We start from the raw sequence: 18,458 nt of genomic DNA on the forward strand, positions 1-18,458 counted from the left end.
AGCTATTCTTGGTCAAGCAAAACAGGTAGTACTCAAAAACCGTTATACACAAAGGCAAAAGAGCAAGGCGAAGGGCAAGTTAAAAATACCCTTACCTTTGTCCCTTATTATTGAATATACCTTACCAGGTGGTATTCCCCCCAAACCTACAAACGCACACGCAAAAGGTATGTCTTTGATTTTATACAATGCCGGCATTCACGCCTATGGACTAGGAGCCCGAGTGGCTGCCCCGTTCCATAAGAAGGCCGCGCTTTGGGTAAATGGCCAGGTGAATCTGCTGGAGGAGATTGCTGCCAAGATGAAGGGCAACAAAAGCCCAGTAGCGTGGTTTCATTGCGCCAGCTTAGGCGAGTTTGAGCAAGGCCGCCCTTTGATAGAAACGTTCAAAGAGAAGTATCCCGATTTTAAAGTAGTCCTCACCTTCTTCTCCCCGTCTGGGTATGAGGTACGCAAGAAATACGCGGGTGCAGACTACGTTTTTTACCTGCCTCTAGACACTGCCGGCAACGCCAAGAAATTCATCTCAAAGGTGCGGCCCAAGGTGGCGTTTTTTGTGAAGTATGAGTTCTGGCACCATTACACCAAGGAGCTGAAGAAGCGGCACATTCCCTTGTTCTCCGTGTCTACCATTTTCAGGCCCAACCAGATTTACTTCAAGAAGGGCGGCGATTTTTACTGCCGTATCTTAAAGCGGTTTACCTTTTTCTTCACCCAAAACCAAGAATCTGCCGAACTGCTGGCCAGCGTAGACATCAACAAAGTAACCTTGGCCGGTGACACCAGGATGGACCGCGTACTGCAAACCGCCGACAAAGTAGCGCCCATCCCGTTGGTGGAGGCCTTTAGGCAGGACAGTCCGGTGATGGTAGTGGGGAGCAGCTGGCCGCAAGACATGAAAGTGCTGTTGCCCTTCATCAAAAAGCAGTTGGGCAGCCTCAAGTTCATCATCGCGCCGCATGAGATCAAGGACAAAGAGCTGGCAGAAATAGAACAGCAACTATCCGGCAAAGCCGTACGGTTCTCAAAAGCTATTCCAGACACCGTGGCGTCTTATGACGTGCTCTTAATTGACAACATTGGCATGTTGAGCGCCTTATACCAATATGCAGACTATGCGTACGTGGGTGGCGCCTTCGGGAAGGGCTTGCACAACACCCTAGAGCCAGCCGTATTTGGGCCACCTTTATTTTTCGGGCCTAAGTACCAGAAGTTTCAGGAAGCAATTGATTTGGTAGAGATGGGCGCGGCGTTCCCCGTGAAATCGTCCCAAGAACTGGATGCCGTTTTTAACAAAGTATCCAGCAATGATGAACAAATGGCTAAAATCAGAGAACATATCACACATTACATACACAAACAGGCAGGTGCCACCAACCGCATATTAGAGGCGCTGGAAACCTGGATTCCCGTTCCTACTACATGATTGGCACTGTCATAAAATCTACCGGCTCGTGGTACCTGGTCCGCAACCATGCAGATTCACAACTTTACCGGTGTCGCCTTCGGGGGAAGTTCAAGAACAAAGGCCTTAAGGTCAGCAATCCCATTGCCGTAGGCGATGAGGTGACCATGGAGCTAGAGGGTGGCGAGGGCCACGCGGTCATCACTGAGATTGCCACTCGTAGAAACTACATCATCCGGAGGTCCACGCACAAGGCACACCACGCCCACATTGTGGCCTCCAACCTAGACCAGGCCTTTCTGGTTGTGACGCTGGCCTCGCCGCGCACCTCGTTCGGGTTTATTGATAGGTTTCTGGTGACGGCAGAGGCGTATCAGATTCCTACCACGCTGCTCTTCAACAAGAGTGACTTGTATGACCAGGAGGCGCAGAAATACCTAAAACAAGTGATGGGCCTGTACAGCCAGATCGGGTACCCGGGCATCAGCTGCTCGGCGCACACTGGTGAAGGCATTCCTGAAATCCAGGCATTGCTCAAGGACAAAACGACTTTGCTATCCGGGCACTCGGGCGTGGGCAAGAGCACGCTCATCAATGTGCTAGTCCCAGATTTGGACTTGAAGACTACAGAAATCTCTGCCTTCTCAGACAAGGGCGTACACACCACCACGTTTGCTGAGATGTTTGAAGTGGAGCCAGGAACCTACCTCATTGACACGCCCGGCATCAAGGAACTAGGCGTGGTGGAAATGAAGCGCGAGGAGATTAGCCATTACTTCCCGGAGATGCGCGAGCGCCTGAACCAGTGCAAATACAACAACTGCCTGCACGTCAACGAACCCGGCTGCGCCATCCAAGCTGCCGTCAAAGCGGGCAAGATTGCGCTGCCCCGTTATGAGAGCTACCTGAGCCTGCTGCAGGACGAGGACAGCCACCGGTAAGACAAGTCGCGAGTTCTGAGTCTTGAGTCGCGAGTCAAAAATTTGGAGAGCCTCATTCCCTTTTTGTCATCTTAAAAGGACCTTGTGGCCAAACTAGATGAGCGGTGGCTAAACGCGCTAAATCCGTTTTTGCCTTATTTCCTGGAAAACAGCCCAAAAGTGAAAGTATGACCAGCAATTCAGCCTTGGGCCATACATTGCAAAATTGCGTACCTTTGTAGAGTCAAAACCAGTGCTGGCTATTGAAGAAAATCAGCGATAGCACATCAGCACATTAACCATTAGCACATTAACCTATTATTATGAAAACTGCAGAAATCCATACCGCTAAAGGTGTCATGAAAGTAGAATTCTACGAGCAAGACGCCCCTAAAACTGTTGAGAACTTTACCAAACTGGCCAAAGACGGCTTCTATGACGGCTTGGCGTTCCACCGCGTATTGCCTGACTTCGTGATTCAGGGTGGTTGCCCTAACAGCCGCGAAGGCTCTAAAGGCATGGCCGGAACCGGCGGACCAGGCTACAAAATTGACTGCGAATTGACTGGCGGCAACCAGTACCATGACCGTGGTGTGTTGTCAATGGCGCACGCTGGCCGCAACACCGGTGGTTCACAGTTCTTCATCTGCCACAGCCGCAACAACACCGCGCACTTGGACAGAAACCACACCTGCTTCGGGAAAGTGGTAGAAGGCTTGGACGTGATTGACGAAATCAAAGCCGGTGACAAAATCGAGAAGATTGTAGTAACAGAAGCGTAATTGATTGTTAGTTGTTGATTGTTTTTTGATTCAACAATTGACAATCAGCAATGAACAATTCAAATAGCCGAGGGACATTCGTTTCTCGGCTATTTTTTTGGAATTACGTCAAAACCGGATTTTGCCTGTAGTCACCGCTTTTCTAGCTGGCCCACAAGGTCCTTTCAGGATGACAAAGAAGTGGGTTGAAGAATTATAAGTTGGAATTTCGAAATTGGAAGGACAAAGGCTGGTTAAGCTTATTTCAATTTCCTGTTTCTGGTTTAGCCCTGAGCAATTGGTAAGCTTTGGCTCTGAGTTTCTGAATCCACTTAAGAGGGGCAGGCAGATTATTAGCTTTCACGGACAGGAAATACGCGGGTTCTGACCCGAAACTTCTGTAAAAGTCGGAGATGGGGCCTACTTCGGGGGCCTCAAAGTCATATACCAAGTCTTGGTCAGCGTAGGTCTGCAGAATATGGTCTACCAGAAATGAGATGGCGTTGGTTTTCTTGCCTTCGGGGGTAGAGGAGTTGAAGATGTAGATGAGCTTCTGGTTGTAATGGAAGAGCATGATCATGGCCACCACTTCTTGCCGCGCATTCACTGCTTCGTGCATAGAGACTAGGCCGCGTTTACTGGCTGCTGCATAGAGTTGCCGAAGCATTTTGTATTCATAGGCTTCACCGATGACGCCATAAATTTTTTGGGCGATGTGTTGGTCAAAAATATGGATGATGAGGTCTATGTTGGTAGAGGGCCTTGCCGTCAGGCCCACGCGTTTGGCCTGGTTGATGCGCCAGCGCCGGTCTTTTCTATAGCCAGACACAATGGCGGGGTACCCTCGCTTCAAGTCTAAATGATAGGTAGAGAAGCTGGCTGTTTCAAAGTTGGGCAGGCCGTCTTGTACCAGCTCAATGTTGCCGGTGTTGAACTCATAGCTAGAAATCACCTTGAAGTTCTGGTACAGCAGACAGCCAAACTCTTGCCATTCTGCTGGCGTGAGCGGCTGCGCATGAAATACTCCCAACTGCTGCGCGAAGATAGGCTGACGCACTATGTTCACCCCAAACTTCTGAAACACCGGAATGGGCATGATGGCTAGGTACTTCTCACCTTCCTTTTTCACGATGGCTTGCCAGCCCGGGGCCACTATGTCCAGGTACCAGGTAAACCCATAGATGATGGCATTGGGCGAGGCCTCCAGGCACCAGTCCCATTCTGCGTAGTCAATCTCATGGTGTTTCAGGTAGTGGAGCATATAGAGAGGCGCACACACTTCCAAAGCTGCACCGTTGTAAAAACCAAAGTAACGAATTGTTCTCGACTATGAGTGAGCAGGCAAACCCTTAAACGGCGAAAAGCCTGAGATCTCTACAGAAACTCAGGCTTTTCTTAAGGTTGTTTTTGGCTTATTTTCTGGAAAAGAGGCTAAAAACGGTCTTCATCTTCATCGTCCTCGTCTTCTTCGCTTAGGCTAAAGCCGCCTCCGGAGAACATGCTGCTCAAAAGATCTTTGAACTGCAAGCCCGCCGTGAGGCGGTTACGTGAAATCAAACTGTATTCAGCCAGACCGTGCAAGCAGAACTCCATCCAGAAAAGGTGCTCCGCCTCATTTTTAGGCGTGGCCTGGAACTTGTTCACCACCTCAGAAAGACCCGGCACTTGGTTTAGTTCGTGCTTGTACTCTGCGTCTGAGGCATCGTTTAAGATGTCCAGGGTATGGCCGTCAGAGAACCACTCGGTGACTTTCTTGTAGGGGTCCTTGTCTTTCTGCTTTTTGAACTTGTCTGGGTCTGGGAAGTAGTGCACAAACTGCGTCCGAATGGCTTTGCCCATCAGTCTATATGCCACGCCGCCGGCTCCCTCCTGTTCGCCTTCATACACCAGTTCCACTTTACCCGTCACCGATGGCACCGCGGCCAGAAAGTCGGTGACGCGTACATGAGTTTTAGCTTCGCCGTTCAATAAAACACGTCGCTCAGCGGCACTAATCACGCTTTCATAGGCAGAGATGGTCAAACGCGCTGACACCCCAGATTTAGCATCCACGTACTCGCTCTCGCGGGCCTCAAAGGCAATCTGTTCTACCAGGTCATGGATAAGCTCATGGCCCAGCACACGGTCCTTCTGGGCGTCTGTGATGCGGGCCTCCTGCTTGGTGATGCGCTTGCCCACTTCCAGGCTCTTAGGGTAGTGGGTGATGATTTGGGAGTCAATGCGATCCTTGAGCGGCGTCACAATAGAGCCGCGGTTGGTGTAGTCCTCTGGGTTGGCCGTAAATACAAATTGAATATCCAGAGGCAGTCTAATCTTGAAACCACGTATTTGAATGTCGCCTTCCTGCAGAATATTGAACAGGGACACCTGGATGCGCGCCTGCAAATCGGGCAGCTCATTAATCACAAAAATGCCGCGGTGGGCTCTAGGTATCAACCCGAAGTGAATCACGCGCTCATCTGAGTACGGCAACTTGAGCGTGGCGGCTTTGATGGGGTCAGCATCGCCAATCAAGTCAGCCACGGAAACGTCTGGCGTAGCTAGTTTCTCAGTATAACGCTCTGCGCGGGGCAACCAACCCACAGGCGTTTCATCGCCGTGATGGGCTATCTGGTCCAAGGCGTACCTGGACAATGGCTGTAAGGGGTCATCGTTGAGCTCTGAGCCGGCCACCACAGGCACGAACTCATCCAGCAGGTCTACCATGAGCCGAGCTATGCGCGTCTTCGCCTGCCCCCTTAATCCCAGCAGGTTAATGTGGTGGCGGCTTAGGATGGCCCGCTGTAAATCTGGAATAACCGTTTCTTCATAGCCGTAGATGCCAGGAAAAACGTCTTCGCCGGAGCTTAGTTTTTTGATGAGGTTAGCTCTTAGTTCTTCTTTGACACTGCGCGGCTCATAGCCGGCGGCTTTCAACTGCCCCAGGGTCTTTATTTTCAAAAGCTGGGCGGGTGGTATATCTGTATAAAGCATTTTTAAGGACTGATGGCTAAATAATTGTTGATTGCTGGTTGTTGATTGTTCTATCCTGACTTACGTAAAAATGGTATTGGGTATTGGTGTCTTTGTCATATGAAAAAAACTGCTGTGCCTACGTGGTTAACCGTCATTGCAATCATCTTGTTTGTATGCGGGTTGCTTTTGCGCGTATTCCATTTGGCCAGCTTGACGGTGGTGTTCATCTTTATTGGTTTGGGTCTGGTGCTCAGGGTCATCGCCCGCGTACTCAACTACCAGAACGACCGCTCAGAAGCCCAAGACCAGGACTAGTCGTTTTTAACCTGTTTTCTGGAAATTAGGCTAAAAACGGAGCTTGCATAAGGAGCTTCTTCGTCCCCCTTTGAAAGGGGGTTGGGGGATGATTCACATCTGTAGTGCATCACATTCCCGAGAATCTCATCCTTCCAATTAACAAACTGCTGTTTTCGGTTCATCCTCCTCCCTACCCTTCAAAGGGGGACGAAATGCGTGCTATCATCTCCAAACTTTCAAATTGAAGCAATAACACATTACCCAATTAGCATGTTAAACTCGCTTCTTGCGGTTACGGCCGTAGTCTCTGAACACTAGGTCTCCTAAGCCTTGCAGACTGCTGTAATAAGCCTGGCCGTTGTTGACCTGGGTGAACTCTTCCACAAACTGTTGCAGGTAGGGGTCTGAAGCAATCATGAAGGTGGTGATGGGAATGTTGAGCCTTCTGCACTGAGCGGCCAGATTGAGCGTCTTGTTCACCACTTTCCTGTCCAACCCGAAACTGTTTTTATAGTACTTCAGGCCTTCTTTCAGGCAGGTGGGTTTGCCATCTGTAATCATGAAGATTTGCTTGTTGCTGGTCTTCCTTCTTCTGAGCAAGTCCATGGCCAGTTCTAAGCCTGCCACCGTGTTGGTATGGTACGGGCCCACCATCAGGTATGGCAGGTCTTTGACGGTAATCTGCCAGGCGTCGTTACCAAACACGATGATGTCCAGGTTGTCTTTGGGGTATTTGAGTTTGACCAGCTCTGCCAGGGCCATGGCTACCTTTTTAGCGGGTGTGATGCGATCCTCGCCGTACAGAATCATGGAGTGCGATATGTCAATCATGAGCACGGTGCTGGTCTGTGTTTTGTGCTCCCGCTCGGTTACTTCTAGGTCGTTTTCTGTCAAGAAGAAGTCATCCGTGAGGCCGTGGTGAATCTGGGCATTCCGGATAGACTCTGTGAGTTCAATCTGCTCGGGCGCATCCCCGAAACGGAATTCGCGGCGGTCTGCGTTGGGCTCATCGCCAATGCCCGACTTTGGCGTGGAATGGCTTCCGCGGCCGCCTTTCTTCAGCTTCCCGAAGATTTCTTCCAGCGCACTCTTTCTAATTTTTTGCTCCCCTTTGGCCTGCAGTTGAAACTGGCCGTCTGGGCCTTGGTCATCTATGTAGCCCTGCTTTTTGAGGTCTTCAAAGAAATCGCCCATGCCGTAAGAATCATCGGTGAGACGGTACTTCTGGTCCAGCTTGTTAAGCCAGGACATGGCCTCGGCTACATCACCAGCAGTGAGGGTGATGATTTGTAAGAAGATATTGAGCAGTGCCTCAAACCCCTTCTGGGTGGTTTCTTCGGGCACAAAATTGGTGAATCTATAACCGGCTGACATGGTAAAAGACATAAGAGGTAAGAGGTAAGATACAAGACGCAGGTAAGAACAGTTTCTATTAGATGGTATCCTTTTCTACACTATACTCCTGAAAGAACAAAGAACGTTCTTAACCAAGTAACAGAAGAAAATCTTGTGTCTTATGTCTTACGTCTTGTATCTATAACTAAACAACGAGTAAACGGCATTGTTCCTTAAATACACAACCTTCTCATGGCAAAGCAGTAAACAACTAGAGAGAATACAATCATTTTAGTAAAATAATTACATTTTTTATAGTAAAGTATGCGTGCCATTTGGAAAAACACAATTATTGCAGAGAGCGAACAGACCGTGGAGATAGAAGGCAATCATTATTTTCCGCCGAGTGCCCTTAAGTGGGAATTTCTACAGCCTAGCACCCGCCAGTCCTTTTGCCCCTGGAAAGGCGAAGCCTCTTACTACTCTGTAAAGGTGGGACTGTTTGAAAACAAAGACGCCGCCTGGACCTACTCCAACACCCAAGAACAAGCCGCCAAACCTATTGAAGGATACGTGGCCTTCTGGAAAGGGGTACAAGTGGTCCACAGCCACCCGTCTCCCGTACACAGTTAATGGTGATTTGGTAAAAAGAAACGCCCCGCTGAGAAGTGGGGCGTTTTTGCTGGATAGAAGCCTGATCTTAATTCTTACCATTTCAGTACTAATGGAATAATTCTTCATTAGAGGATTTCGTTTCCAGCCTTTAGAGTCTCTATGGGAGAAGCTGAGAATTCAATAAATCCTCTTATAGAAGCAGGATATATCTTTTGTGTAAGTTTAACAACCCAAAGGACTCCTATTTCTACCTTTCCTACCATATAATCTGCTGGACTTCCATAGGCAAACGCAAACGCACTCCCATCTTTTAGAAGCAATTGCTTAAACAGCACATAGTCCTGGCACACATCAAAATCAATTACTGGAGTACCTTTAAATCTATTATCACTTATCCGTTGTTTATACTCAATCAAACCTTCGGCATTAGCCGGTATTCGGCCAATGCATGAAATTTCTTGTATGTTTTCTAAAGGGATGCCTTTGCTACACAGTTGCTCAAAAAGAGAAATTAGGCCACCTATTAAAAGTTTGTCATACCCCTTATAAATCCAGCCTTTAGAAACGTATTCAATTATTTTTTCCCGACCAACGGCTTCTTCATCAACAAATAGAGAGTTGATAAAGGCTAAAACTTTAGATTTCAATCTGTTCTTTTTAAAAATACCAAAATGCATTATACCAAAAACGCCCCACTTTTCAGCAGGGCGTTTTTAGGTTATATTCTGGGAAAAAAGACAAAAACGACTTCTAGCTTATACTTCAATCCACTTGAATTTGTATTGCAGTTCTGGTACGCGTAACCGCTCAGCCACGCGGCGCAGGCGGTTAGGCAGTTGCATGATGTAGTCACGGGCGCGTTCGCCGTTTTCATTGAGACCCGTCATGGTAGAGATTTTCCACTCACGGATTAAGGTTTCCATGATTTCTACGTAATCTGTAGACGTGTACACGCCAATACGCTGGGCGGCGTCTGTAAAGTGCCCGAAAGTCTGGCCTTGATCAATTCCTAGTTCGCGCAGGTAGTGAGCCGGCATGACAATCTTCTTGCGCATCATGTCTTCAAAGGCCATCATCATCTCAGACGGGTCCACTTCAAAGATTTTCTTCACAAAGGTTTTGTAGGCCAACGCGTGGCGTCCTTCATCTGCGGCAATAAAGTTACAGATACGGGATAAGGTGGTTTCGCCTACTTTCTTGGCCAGGGCACCTACGCGGCGGTGAGACACGTTGGTAGCTGTCTCTTGGAAAGAGGTATACACAAAACTGCGGTACGGGTCATTGTCTGTTTTAATGTCCATGCCGTCAGCAATCAGGTACTGCGTTGACGCCTCCATCTGGCGCATGTCAATGCGGCCGGTCAGGTAGAGGTAGCGGTTGAGCAAGTCGCCGTGGCGGTTCTCCTCAGAGGTCCAGCCGCGGTTCCACTTCATCCAAGCGCTGTGCTCGTCATTGTTGATGTCATGAATGCTCATGATCCAGCTTTCATAGGTAGGCAGGGCCTCTTCGGTGATGGTGTCACCAATAAGCACGGCCAGCAGGTCATAAGACAGTTCTTTGGCCCGCTCTTGCAGGTCTTTTATTTCAGAGAAGAAGTTGTCAAAACGGGCGTCTGGCAGAAAGTCTGCGGGTTGCCAGCTGTCTTCCACTGATTTCAGGAACTCCGGAAGCTTCTGCTCCAGGAAATTCTCCAGGTATTTCATTACCTCAGAACGGGTGGTCGTGAGCGTTGAGATCATACGTGTATCTATATGGAATGTCAAATATACTAGTTTTCAAGCATTCTACCTGACTCTGGGCTTAATAACTGTTACTGCGCCAACAAGGGAGAAGGAAGGAACTGTTACCTACGTAAACCAGCCGTTAAAGATGTCAGTACTAATCCCGTGCGCATGCAGATAAAATACGGAACGGTCTGTATCTTTGGTAAGATTTGCCCTGCCCATGTACCTTTTGAAAGCCCTTTTGCCTGCCCAAACCCGCCTGCGCCTGCGTAGCTATTCCTGGTGGGCCAGAGGGTGGTTTTACCAAGGCAAGGAAGTCTTCTGCCCATTGTGCCAAGGGCATTTCCAGAAGTTTCTGCCCTTTGGCGTGGAGCGCAGACCGCAGGCGCTCTGCCCTAAATGCCATACTTTGGAGCGGCACCGTCTGCTGTGGCTGTACCTGCAGGAGCAAGTTCAGGTAGAAACCCAGAAGCTTTCCATCTTGCACATGGCACCCGAGCCGGTGTTACAAGAGAAACTCAAACGCCTGCCCAACCTCCAGTACCGAAGCGCCGATTTATCTTCTCCCCTGGCCATGGACCAAGTAGACATTCAACGACTGCCGTACGCAGACGCGTCCTTTGACTTGATCTTGTGTTCCCATGTGCTGGCCCACGTTCCAGATGAGAAGCTAGCCTTGCAGGAATTGCGCCGCGTCTTGAAGCCCCAAGGACAGTTGCTACTCCAAGCTAGAATCTTCCAAGACCTGCCGCAGACATTGGAAGAAGCCGACGTAGCCACGCCGCAGCTGCGCCTTAAAGCACACGGACAGGCAGACAGGTTTAGAAAGTATGGCTTGGACTTTGCCGACCGCGTGAGCGCGCAAGGCTTTACCGTCAACCCAATAGAATACGCCCTCACCAGAACCAGCCAAGAACAGCAACACCTAGGCCTGGGTCAGCAGGAAATCATCTTTGTGGCTACTCCTTCTGCCCATGTCCCTGCTTAAACGCCTGTTACACGCAGCACCCGGCTTGCAAAAGCTGGCTTTACGCTGGTCGGGTCCATTACGGCATTACTGGTGGCGAATGCGCCTCACCAAGCCAACGGCTCCAGACCCCGTCACGCCAGACATGGTTCCGCAACCCTTGGAAGGCTATGCCCACCAGCTCTTTTACACCCCGGGACAAACCATCCAATTCCATCTAAAAGCCCTACAACCCGGCAACCGGTTGTTGTTGCAATGCAGAACCGCGGCAGAAACCTGGGAGCTTGTCACAGAGTATTCGTTTGGGGAAATAGTACAGCCTGAAACGCTAGAGGAGGCGCAGCAGGGATGCCATTGGATTGTGGTTTGGGAATACGCGTTGCCGCATGACCAACCCCAAGGCTATTATCGTGCTTTATTGGTAAATGAAGCCTTGAACCTGTCTTCTGATATCCATTTTATAGTAGGAAGCGCTCAACCCACCAGCCAAGTGGCGGTGTTGGCGCCGGTCACCACCTGGCTCGCCTACAACGCCTACGGTGGACAGTCCCTCTACCGGAATGCCGTTGCCCCAGCAAATGTGTCGTTGGTTTCAGCGCTTCGGCCTAACACCGCCCTGACCTATAGCAGAAGCAACAGCCACCAGCACGACCTACGCATAGAGTCCCATATCTTCTATTGGTTTGCTGAGCACTACCAAGCAGACCTCCTCCCCGATTATTGGCTAGAAGCGCATCCAGAAAAACTGGCTTCCTACCAAGTGCTGGTGCTGGCTTACCACGCCGAGTATTTCTCTGAGGCCATGTACCTAACCTTGCAGAAACTTGTCTGGCAAAAAGGCAAATCCCTACTCTCTTTAGGCGGAAATCAAGTCTACTGGCAAGTGCGCTGGCATCAGAACTTCACGCAGGTGGAGTGTCCTAAAAATGGCTCTTTTTTCCAAAACAGCCCAAAACGAGGCGGCCTCTGGCGCCATACCTCCACCCCGGAAAGTAAATTATTGGGTGGAAACTTCACCGAGGCCGGAATGGGCACCTACGCTCCCTATCAAGTTATAGAAGCAAGTCATTGGCTATTTGAAAACTGCGAGGTGAAAAACGGCGATGTATTTGGCCAGGCAGGAATAGACGGCTTACCCATTTGCGGGGATGAAACCGATAAAACTACCTGGAGCAGCCCTGAAAATACAGTGGTCTTGGCCCGTGGCCTTAACAAAACTATAGCTACCTCTGATGTAGAAGTTTATAAACAAGAGGATAATGCTTGGGATGGCACCGGCGGTGGCGAGATAACTATTACTGAGTTGTCAAAGCAACATGCGGTACTAGCTACTGGTTCTATTCAAAGCGGCAGCGGTTTGGGTGTAGACAAGGTATTCACGCAAATGATAGGCAATTTTATGCGGCGATACGTCCATAGCGCAATAGATGATACCACTTCCGGAACATCTGCAAAGGCACGCGTTTCTGAGTAAGCCACTTTAGTAATCTATACGCAGGCCTCATGCCTCCTTCATCCTCCAACATTTGCAACAGCGTTAGCGCTTCTGGATAATTTCCTGTGAAATAGGCATGTCGTGCCTCGTATTGAATACGCTTTACCAAAGCTTCTTTCTCCCGCTCATTTTGCACCAATATTTGGGCCTTCTGGATAATCTGAATGGTAGACTGGAGTTGGCGGTCGCCGGGTTTGTAGATTTGGTTGGACAGAGAACTGGCATGCTCCCTGCGTTGGCAGAGCACTTCGTCTAGGAAATGGTAGTGCCAGTTACGGGCAGAGCGTACCCAAAAATCGAAGTCCTCATAGGCCAGCGTTGTATCATATCCTCCCAGTCCTTGCAAGACCTGCCGGCGCACCATCATGGTGGGCGGACAGATAAAGTAACGGCCCAGCACATCTGCAAAAACGTCTCCTTGGGCTGGTTTTGGGAATATTTCGCCTTTGGTATTTCTTCGGTAAAAAAGGCCTAAGGGCTTGGACTGCTCGTCTATCAATTCCGCATCGGTATAGACCACACCCACCTTTTCAGGCAATGTTTCAAAAGCTGCTACTTGTTTGGCCAGGCGTTCTGGGTGAAGGACATCATCCGTGGCGAAGTCTATGATAAACTCACCTTTGCTCAGGGCAAAGGCTTCATTAAAGGAACGGCAGTTGCCTTGGTTCTGAGCATGTTGTATGAACTGAATATGCGGGTGCGCAGCCACATATTCCTGGATGATGGCCACGCTATTATCCAGGCTCAGATCATCCACTACAATCACCTCCACGCGCGGGTAGGTCTGCGCCAGGACAGAGTCCAGGGCCTCGCGCAAAAAGCGCTCATGATTGTAGCAAAGGCAAATAATAGAGACCAGCGGCTGTGTCATTTCTGGGAATAAAAATACGACCTGAACAGCCATACGTGAAACAGCAGAAACAACCCCCAGTCCAAGGCATAGGCCCACAAAAGTCCATGCAAGCCATACAAGGGCAACAACCACAGTACCAGCAACACGTAAATAGCCGGCGACACCAAATGCACGCTCACATACAATTTCACCTGCGCCCGCACGGTCACCACATAGGACAGAATCCAGGCCACCATCTTCAGGAAATCGCCTAAGAGTTGATATTCAAACAGCGACTGGGCAGGCAAGAACTCTTCGTTGAAAAACAGCAGAAGCAAAAAGCGTCGCAATAGCCAGACCAAGGTCAGCCCGGCGGCAATCAAGGGAGTCAAGGTGAAGAAGATGGTGCGCACGTACTTCCGGAGGTCCTTTTCCTCCTGGTGGAGCAGGGCCGCAATTCTGGGATAATACACCATGCCCAGCACCGAGGTATACACCAGCGTGTACGAATCAGAAACTTTAGCCACGGCCTGCCACATGCCGGTCTCATGCAGAGAAAAATGCCGGATGGCCATCTCACGGACCAGAAACTCAGCCAGCTTGCCGCCTACTAACATCGCAATGGCCATCATCAGAAACTTCCCCAAATCCTGGAGCGACACTTTTGAGAAATGCCCACGCCAAGCTGGCACCAACTTTTTACTAAGGACAACGGCAGTAGCCACCAACCCGGTCACCGCTTGCGCCCCCAGGAAGAATAAGAGTACCAAGGGCAGACTCATCTTACCTACCGTTAGCCAGGTAATGGCAATGGAAAGCGCGCTGGTGAACAGGCTCAAGCCCACGTACAACTGCAACTTTTGCCTAGCCAGCAGCACCGACAGCCAGAACAACTGCAACAGCAACAACAGAAAAAGCCCCAGCCCTGCTACCCAATACCACGGGTGCAAGGAAAGGAACTCGGGTAGGCCGAACCGCTCAAAGAAGAATGATGGGAATAAGAACAAGCCGCCCAGCACCGCCAAAAACGTAAGCAGATTTAATCCTAGGCCCGTCCAAAAATAAGATTGATAGGCAGGTTCTTCGGGTTGGCCTTTGGCCAGGTACCGGATCAGGCCTACGTTCACGCCGCTGTTAGGCAGGGTAGTAAGAATGGCGATGAGGCTCTGAAAATGGGCCAGCAACGTGATGCCGCTGGGACCATAGGCCATGGCAAACAGTTTATTCACTACCAAGGCGCTCACCGCCCGGGCTACCGTAGACAGCCCAGACCACAAAGAACCTCCCAGAAACTGATGAATGAGCTGTTTGCGAGCCATGGTGCAAACTACGAAGATTGGTGCAGGATTCCCGATTTTAGCCTCTTTTCAGGAAATCAGGCCAAAAACGATGAATGATTTTAATGGTGCGTCAGATTTAGGCGAAGAACTGCTTGACGGCTTTAATGACTAAACTCTGTTCTTGTTCGGTCATGCCCGGAAATAGCGGCAGGCTCAAGCTGGTATTGGCTAGTTCCTTAGTGATGGGCAAATCACCTGCTTTCAAGTTTAGATGCGCGTAAGACGGCTGCAGATGAGCCGGCACCGGGTAATGAATCAAGGTGGTGATTTCTTTCGCCTGAAGGTGTTGTTGCAGGGCATCGCGGCGCGAAGTCCTTACTACAAACAAATGGTATACGTGCCCGCAACCCGCCTGTGTTGCAGGAAGCACCAAATCCCCTACTCCCTGTAACTCTTGAAGGTAGATTTTGGCCAAGCGTTGGCGCTCCAAATTCAAGGCGTGCAGATGTTTTAGCTTCACAGAGAGGATTGCTGCCTGCAAAGAGTCTAGTCGTGAGTTCACACCTACCACGTCATAATAGTAGCGCTCTGATTGGCCGTAATTGCGGTATTTGCGAAGGGAATCCGCCACCTCCTCAGATTGAGTGGTTACTCCGCCGGCATCGCCGTAGGCACCCAGGTTTTTGGTTGGATAAAAGCTGAAAGCATTGGCATGCCCGAAGGTTCCTACTTTTTGACCACCCACATAGGCGCCGTGAGCCTGAGCACAATCTTCTACCACCAATAGACCGGCTTGGTTGGCTACTTCCATGATGGCTTCCATGTCACAGGCTTGGCCATACAAATGCACGGGCAAGATGGCTTTCACATCAGGTGTTATAGCTTTGGCTATCCCAGCAGCGGTGAGGTTGTAGGTTTCTGGGTCGGGCTCCACAAGCACGGGCGTGGCCCCTACTTGTTGTACGGCGTTGATGGTGGCAATGTAGGTATTGCCGGGCAACAGAACTTTATCCCCTTCGCCAATGCCCAAGGCTTTTAAGGACAGGACCAATGCATCATATCCATTGCCCACGCCCACCACATGCGGCACGTTTTGGTACTGGGCAAATTCTTCTTCAAAAGCTGTCACCGCCGGACCCAGTACAAACCGCTTCTCAGCCAGAGTAAAAGCTACCTTCTCCTGAATGGAAGCTTCTAGTCCCTCGGGGAAGTCCCTCAACTCAAAAAACGGAACGTGCATACGTGGTTGAATGAAATCAGAAAAAACGGTTATTTGGACGTGGCCTGCTGGTGGATGACGTGCTTAAAGGCGGGGTAATCACGCAGGTAATCTGCCTCGTCATACACCGTAGAGGCCATGCAGCAGAGAATGGCATCTGGCGTAGGGAACACTTTGATCCAGCAATACGGCGGAATGTACAGTCCCATGGTGGGTGCATCCAAGAGAAAGGATTCGGTGCCTTGGGCGGTTTCGGTGTCAATGCGCACGGTGCCCCTCAAAACGGTCATAAGCTCCTGCGTGGTATGATGCGCGTGTCCGCCGCGCTCAGAGTTGGGCGTGGTGTTCATGACCCAGAAAACCCGCTTGGCGGTAAACGGCAAGCCCTTCTCATCTTGGGTAGAGATAAGAACACCTTCTACGTTGTTGATTTGCTTAAAAGAAAGTAAATGCGGCTCCGGGTGGTTCATGTGCCCAAGTTACGGAATGCCCGGCAATTGGTGACAGGCTTAGGAAAGCTTCTCTTATCTAGTACTTCCATTTTTAGCCTGTTTCCTGTAAAACAAGCCAAAAACGGGCCCTACCTGCAATTCTGTTTTCCTGCGTACCTTTGCCTGCATGGAGGATAGGTACCGCACCATAGCCGCGCCCGCCGAGGGGTTGTACAAAGAGAAAGGCAGTAAGTTCATTGCCAAGGCTTATGCTGTGTACTCAGAGGAAGAGGTCAAAGACGTGCTACAGGCCTTGCGCAAAGAGTATTTTGATGCCCGCCACCATTGCTACGCCTACCTGTTGGGCGCCGACAGAGCCACCTACCGCGCCAACGATGACGGTGAACCCAACCATTCGGCCGGGGATCCTATTCTGGGGCAGATTAGATCTGCGGGGCTGAGCAATGTGCTGGTGGTGGTGATTCGGTATTTTGGGGGCACCAAGTTGGGCGTGAGCGGCCTCATCCATGCCTACAAAACCGCCACCGCAGAAGCCTTGTCCCAAGCCGAAGTGATGGAGCGCCACGAGACTGGTTTACTGACCGTCCAGTTTGGATATGAGCAGATGAACGAGGTTATGAAGCTAGTCAAAGACCATGACTTACCGGTGCGCCAGCAGGACTTCAACCTGGACTGCCGCCTTACCGTGGAGGCCCGAAAAGGCCTCATCCCCCAACTAATAGAACAATTTGAAAAGCTGGACCTTCTGGTCATGACCAGTGAACAATAAAGTAATTGGCAGACCATTTTTGGCGTGTTTCCTAGAAAACAGGTCAAAAATGACTTCTTCTCTTTCATTGAAAAGGAACTGTGCCTTTACTTATGCTACGGGCATAAAATCCACCTAATAGTTTCTTCTCAGTATTAACCCTTCGTCATTGGGAGTTACTCAATAGCCAATGAAGAAGGATCAAGCAATCATTATTCTTAGATTTCCGTACCTTTTGTCCGCATGCTCATGTAATGGCGTGCCTCACTGCTTAAAGTCCAAACTGCATGACGCCTAGCCCTACCAAGCAATTCACCAAAAACATTTTAGAGCGAAAAGTTGGCCAAAAGCCGGGCTTCTTGAATGTCGCTGAACACTCGCTTCCGCCAAGGCTGTTTCTGGTGACCTTTGACGGCGACTTGTATGAGAGCCGTGAATTTGAGGATTATGACAGCCTCATGGCTGCGTTTGTGAGCCAACCCAACGCCCGCCATTGGATAGACGTGCGCGGCTACCAGAACCTGGAAATGATGGAGCGCATCATGCTAGACTTCCAGATACACCCGCTGCAGATGGAGGATGTGATCAATGACTACCAACGGCCCAAAGTAGAGGAAGACGGCAACCGCCTGTTCATTATTTCGCGCATGGTCACCTTCACCGAGGAACATGAGATTGACGATGACCAATTCTCCATGTTCACAGGCTCCAACTATGTACTCACCCTCCAGAGTGATTACGAGGATTGTTTAAACCCTTTAAGAGAACGCATTAGGGCCGGCAAAGGCAGCATTAGAAAGAAATCATCCATGTACCTGGCCTATGCCATGCTGGACGTAGTGCTAGATCACTACTTTCCGGCCATGGCCCAACTAGGCGAATACGCCGAAGAGCTGGAGGATTGTCTCTTTGAAAACCCCAGCAAAAAGCTCTTAAGTGACATTTTAGACCTAAAGCGCCAAGTGGTCAAAATAAGGCGCATCATCTGGCCAGAGCGGGACAAGATCAATGAGATTCTGCGCATGGACGAGGCGCAGATACCGCATGACCTCAGAATCTACTTTAAAGACATTTATGACCACGCAGTTCAACTCATAGACTTAGTAGACAACTATAGAGAGACCACCAGTAGTTTAACCGACCTGTACCTCTCCAATGTGAGCAACCGCATGAATGAGGTCATGAAGGTATTGACCATCATCTCCACCATCTTCATCCCTCTTAGTTTTATTGTGGGCCTGTATGGCATGAACTTCTCCAGGGAACAGCCAGACGGAGACGTTAATCCCTTGAACATGCCTGAGCTGTACCATCCCTACGGCTACGTCACTTTGCTGGGCTTTATGGGTTTGGTGGTGATAGGCATGGTGTACTACTTCTACAGAAAAGGCTGGCTCAGCTAGAATCGCAAGAAGGATCAGTCATCTCCCAAAATGGAAAAAACAGCGATTCA

The 18,458-nt window shown here is 49.9% G+C and carries 18 protein-coding genes; 9 read left to right on the plus strand and 9 right to left on the minus strand.

The features are described 5' to 3' along the window. Window positions 1-169: 169 nt before the first annotated feature. The 3 genes from TH61_RS02245 to TH61_RS02255 all read left to right on the plus strand — a co-directional run bounded on the left by TH61_RS02245 (window position 170) and on the right by TH61_RS02255 (window position 3,107). Window positions 170-1,426 (plus strand): 3-deoxy-D-manno-octulosonic acid transferase, encoded by a 1,257-nt coding sequence (locus tag TH61_RS02245; protein WP_066505304.1) that lies wholly within the window; start codon window positions 170-172, stop codon window positions 1,424-1,426. After that, window positions 1,423-2,346 carry a ribosome small subunit-dependent GTPase A gene (gene rsgA / locus TH61_RS02250; RefSeq protein WP_066505306.1) on the plus strand — a complete coding sequence of 308 codons (924 nt, stop codon included), beginning with the start codon at window positions 1,423-1,425 and terminating at the stop codon, window positions 2,344-2,346. Before TH61_RS02245 ends, rsgA begins: the two co-directional genes overlap by 4 nt. A gap of 302 nt (window positions 2,347-2,648) precedes the next feature. Then, the gene (locus tag TH61_RS02255; protein ID WP_066505308.1) at window positions 2,649-3,107 is read left to right on the plus strand and encodes a peptidylprolyl isomerase; all 459 of its coding nucleotides are present in this window, start codon (window positions 2,649-2,651) and stop codon (window positions 3,105-3,107) included. A gap of 244 nt (window positions 3,108-3,351) precedes the next feature. On the opposite strand, the gene TH61_RS02260 is transcribed toward TH61_RS02255, so the two are convergent. Both TH61_RS02260 and TH61_RS02265 read right to left on the minus strand, forming a co-directional pair. Next, window positions 3,352-4,347: a GNAT family N-acetyltransferase gene (locus TH61_RS02260; protein ID WP_066505310.1), complete on the minus strand. Its 996-nt coding sequence runs from the start codon at window positions 4,345-4,347 to the stop codon at window positions 3,352-3,354. Window positions 4,348-4,517: 170 nt separating this feature from the next. After that, a complete protein-coding gene (locus tag TH61_RS02265; RefSeq protein ID WP_066505312.1) occupies window positions 4,518-6,059 on the minus strand; it encodes a sigma 54-interacting transcriptional regulator in 1,542 nt (513 codons plus the stop codon). Between the two features lie 99 nt (window positions 6,060-6,158). On the opposite strand from TH61_RS02265, the gene TH61_RS02270 reads away from it, so the two are divergent. Continuing rightward, a complete protein-coding gene (locus tag TH61_RS02270; RefSeq protein WP_066505314.1) occupies window positions 6,159-6,356 on the plus strand; it encodes a hypothetical protein in 198 nt (65 codons plus the stop codon). 255 nt (window positions 6,357-6,611) lie between these two features. On the opposite strand, the gene TH61_RS02275 is transcribed toward TH61_RS02270, so the two are convergent. Continuing rightward, complete coding sequence (locus tag TH61_RS02275; RefSeq protein WP_231862283.1) at window positions 6,612-7,724, minus strand: VWA domain-containing protein; 1,113 nt, start codon at window positions 7,722-7,724, stop codon at window positions 6,612-6,614. Window positions 7,725-7,997: 273 nt separating this feature from the next. On the opposite strand from TH61_RS02275, the gene TH61_RS02280 reads away from it, so the two are divergent. Next, window positions 7,998-8,306, plus strand: a complete 309-nt coding sequence (locus TH61_RS02280) for a DUF427 domain-containing protein (RefSeq protein ID WP_066505317.1) — start codon at window positions 7,998-8,000, stop codon at window positions 8,304-8,306. 107 nt (window positions 8,307-8,413) lie between these two features. Here the strand turns inward: TH61_RS02280 and TH61_RS02285 are convergent, their stop codons facing one another. After that, window positions 8,414-8,935: a hypothetical protein gene (locus tag TH61_RS02285; RefSeq protein ID WP_157600495.1), complete on the minus strand. Its 522-nt coding sequence runs from the start codon at window positions 8,933-8,935 to the stop codon at window positions 8,414-8,416. 108 nt (window positions 8,936-9,043) lie between these two features. Then, the gene (locus TH61_RS02290; RefSeq protein WP_066505323.1) at window positions 9,044-10,027 is read right to left on the minus strand and encodes an acyl-ACP desaturase; all 984 of its coding nucleotides are present in this window, start codon (window positions 10,025-10,027) and stop codon (window positions 9,044-9,046) included. A gap of 205 nt (window positions 10,028-10,232) precedes the next feature. Here TH61_RS02290 and TH61_RS02295 point away from each other — a divergent pair, with 205 nt between their 5' ends. Then, window positions 10,233-11,000 carry a class I SAM-dependent methyltransferase gene (locus TH61_RS02295; protein WP_157600497.1) on the plus strand — a complete coding sequence of 256 codons (768 nt, stop codon included), beginning with the start codon at window positions 10,233-10,235 and terminating at the stop codon, window positions 10,998-11,000. Continuing rightward, on the plus strand, window positions 10,987-12,453 hold the full coding sequence (locus tag TH61_RS02300; protein ID WP_157600499.1) for a N,N-dimethylformamidase beta subunit family domain-containing protein: 1,467 nt from the start codon (window positions 10,987-10,989) through the stop codon (window positions 12,451-12,453). Before TH61_RS02295 ends, TH61_RS02300 begins: the two co-directional genes overlap by 14 nt. Here the strand turns inward: TH61_RS02300 and TH61_RS02305 are convergent. The 4 genes from TH61_RS02305 to TH61_RS02320 form a co-directional block, all read right to left on the minus strand. Beyond that, window positions 12,377-13,345, minus strand: coding sequence for a glycosyltransferase (locus TH61_RS02305; RefSeq protein ID WP_066505332.1), 969 nt, complete (start codon window positions 13,343-13,345; stop codon window positions 12,377-12,379). The two genes, TH61_RS02300 and TH61_RS02305, sit on opposite strands and share 77 nt — an antisense overlap. Beyond that, window positions 13,342-14,625: an oligosaccharide flippase family protein gene (locus tag TH61_RS02310; RefSeq protein ID WP_066505335.1), complete on the minus strand. Its 1,284-nt coding sequence runs from the start codon at window positions 14,623-14,625 to the stop codon at window positions 13,342-13,344. Before TH61_RS02310 ends, TH61_RS02305 begins: the two co-directional genes overlap by 4 nt. Before the next feature lie 97 nt (window positions 14,626-14,722). Next, a complete protein-coding gene (locus TH61_RS02315; protein WP_066505337.1) occupies window positions 14,723-15,826 on the minus strand; it encodes a DegT/DnrJ/EryC1/StrS aminotransferase family protein in 1,104 nt (367 codons plus the stop codon). A gap of 29 nt (window positions 15,827-15,855) precedes the next feature. Beyond that, window positions 15,856-16,275 carry an FdtA/QdtA family cupin domain-containing protein gene (locus TH61_RS02320; RefSeq protein WP_066505340.1) on the minus strand — a complete coding sequence of 140 codons (420 nt, stop codon included), beginning with the start codon at window positions 16,273-16,275 and terminating at the stop codon, window positions 15,856-15,858. A gap of 148 nt (window positions 16,276-16,423) precedes the next feature. Between TH61_RS02320 and TH61_RS02325 the strand changes: the two genes are divergently transcribed. Further along, window positions 16,424-17,026: a YigZ family protein gene (locus tag TH61_RS02325; RefSeq protein ID WP_066505343.1), complete on the plus strand. Its 603-nt coding sequence runs from the start codon at window positions 16,424-16,426 to the stop codon at window positions 17,024-17,026. A 266-nt stretch (window positions 17,027-17,292) separates the two neighbouring features. Then, a complete protein-coding gene (gene corA / locus TH61_RS02330; RefSeq protein WP_066505346.1) occupies window positions 17,293-18,408 on the plus strand; it encodes a magnesium/cobalt transporter CorA in 1,116 nt (371 codons plus the stop codon). Window positions 18,409-18,458 lie beyond the last annotated feature (50 nt).

Origin of the sequence: Rufibacter sp. DG15C (assembly GCF_001577755.1) — a bacterium.
Classification (GTDB): Bacteria; Bacteroidota; Bacteroidia; order Cytophagales; family Hymenobacteraceae; genus Nibribacter.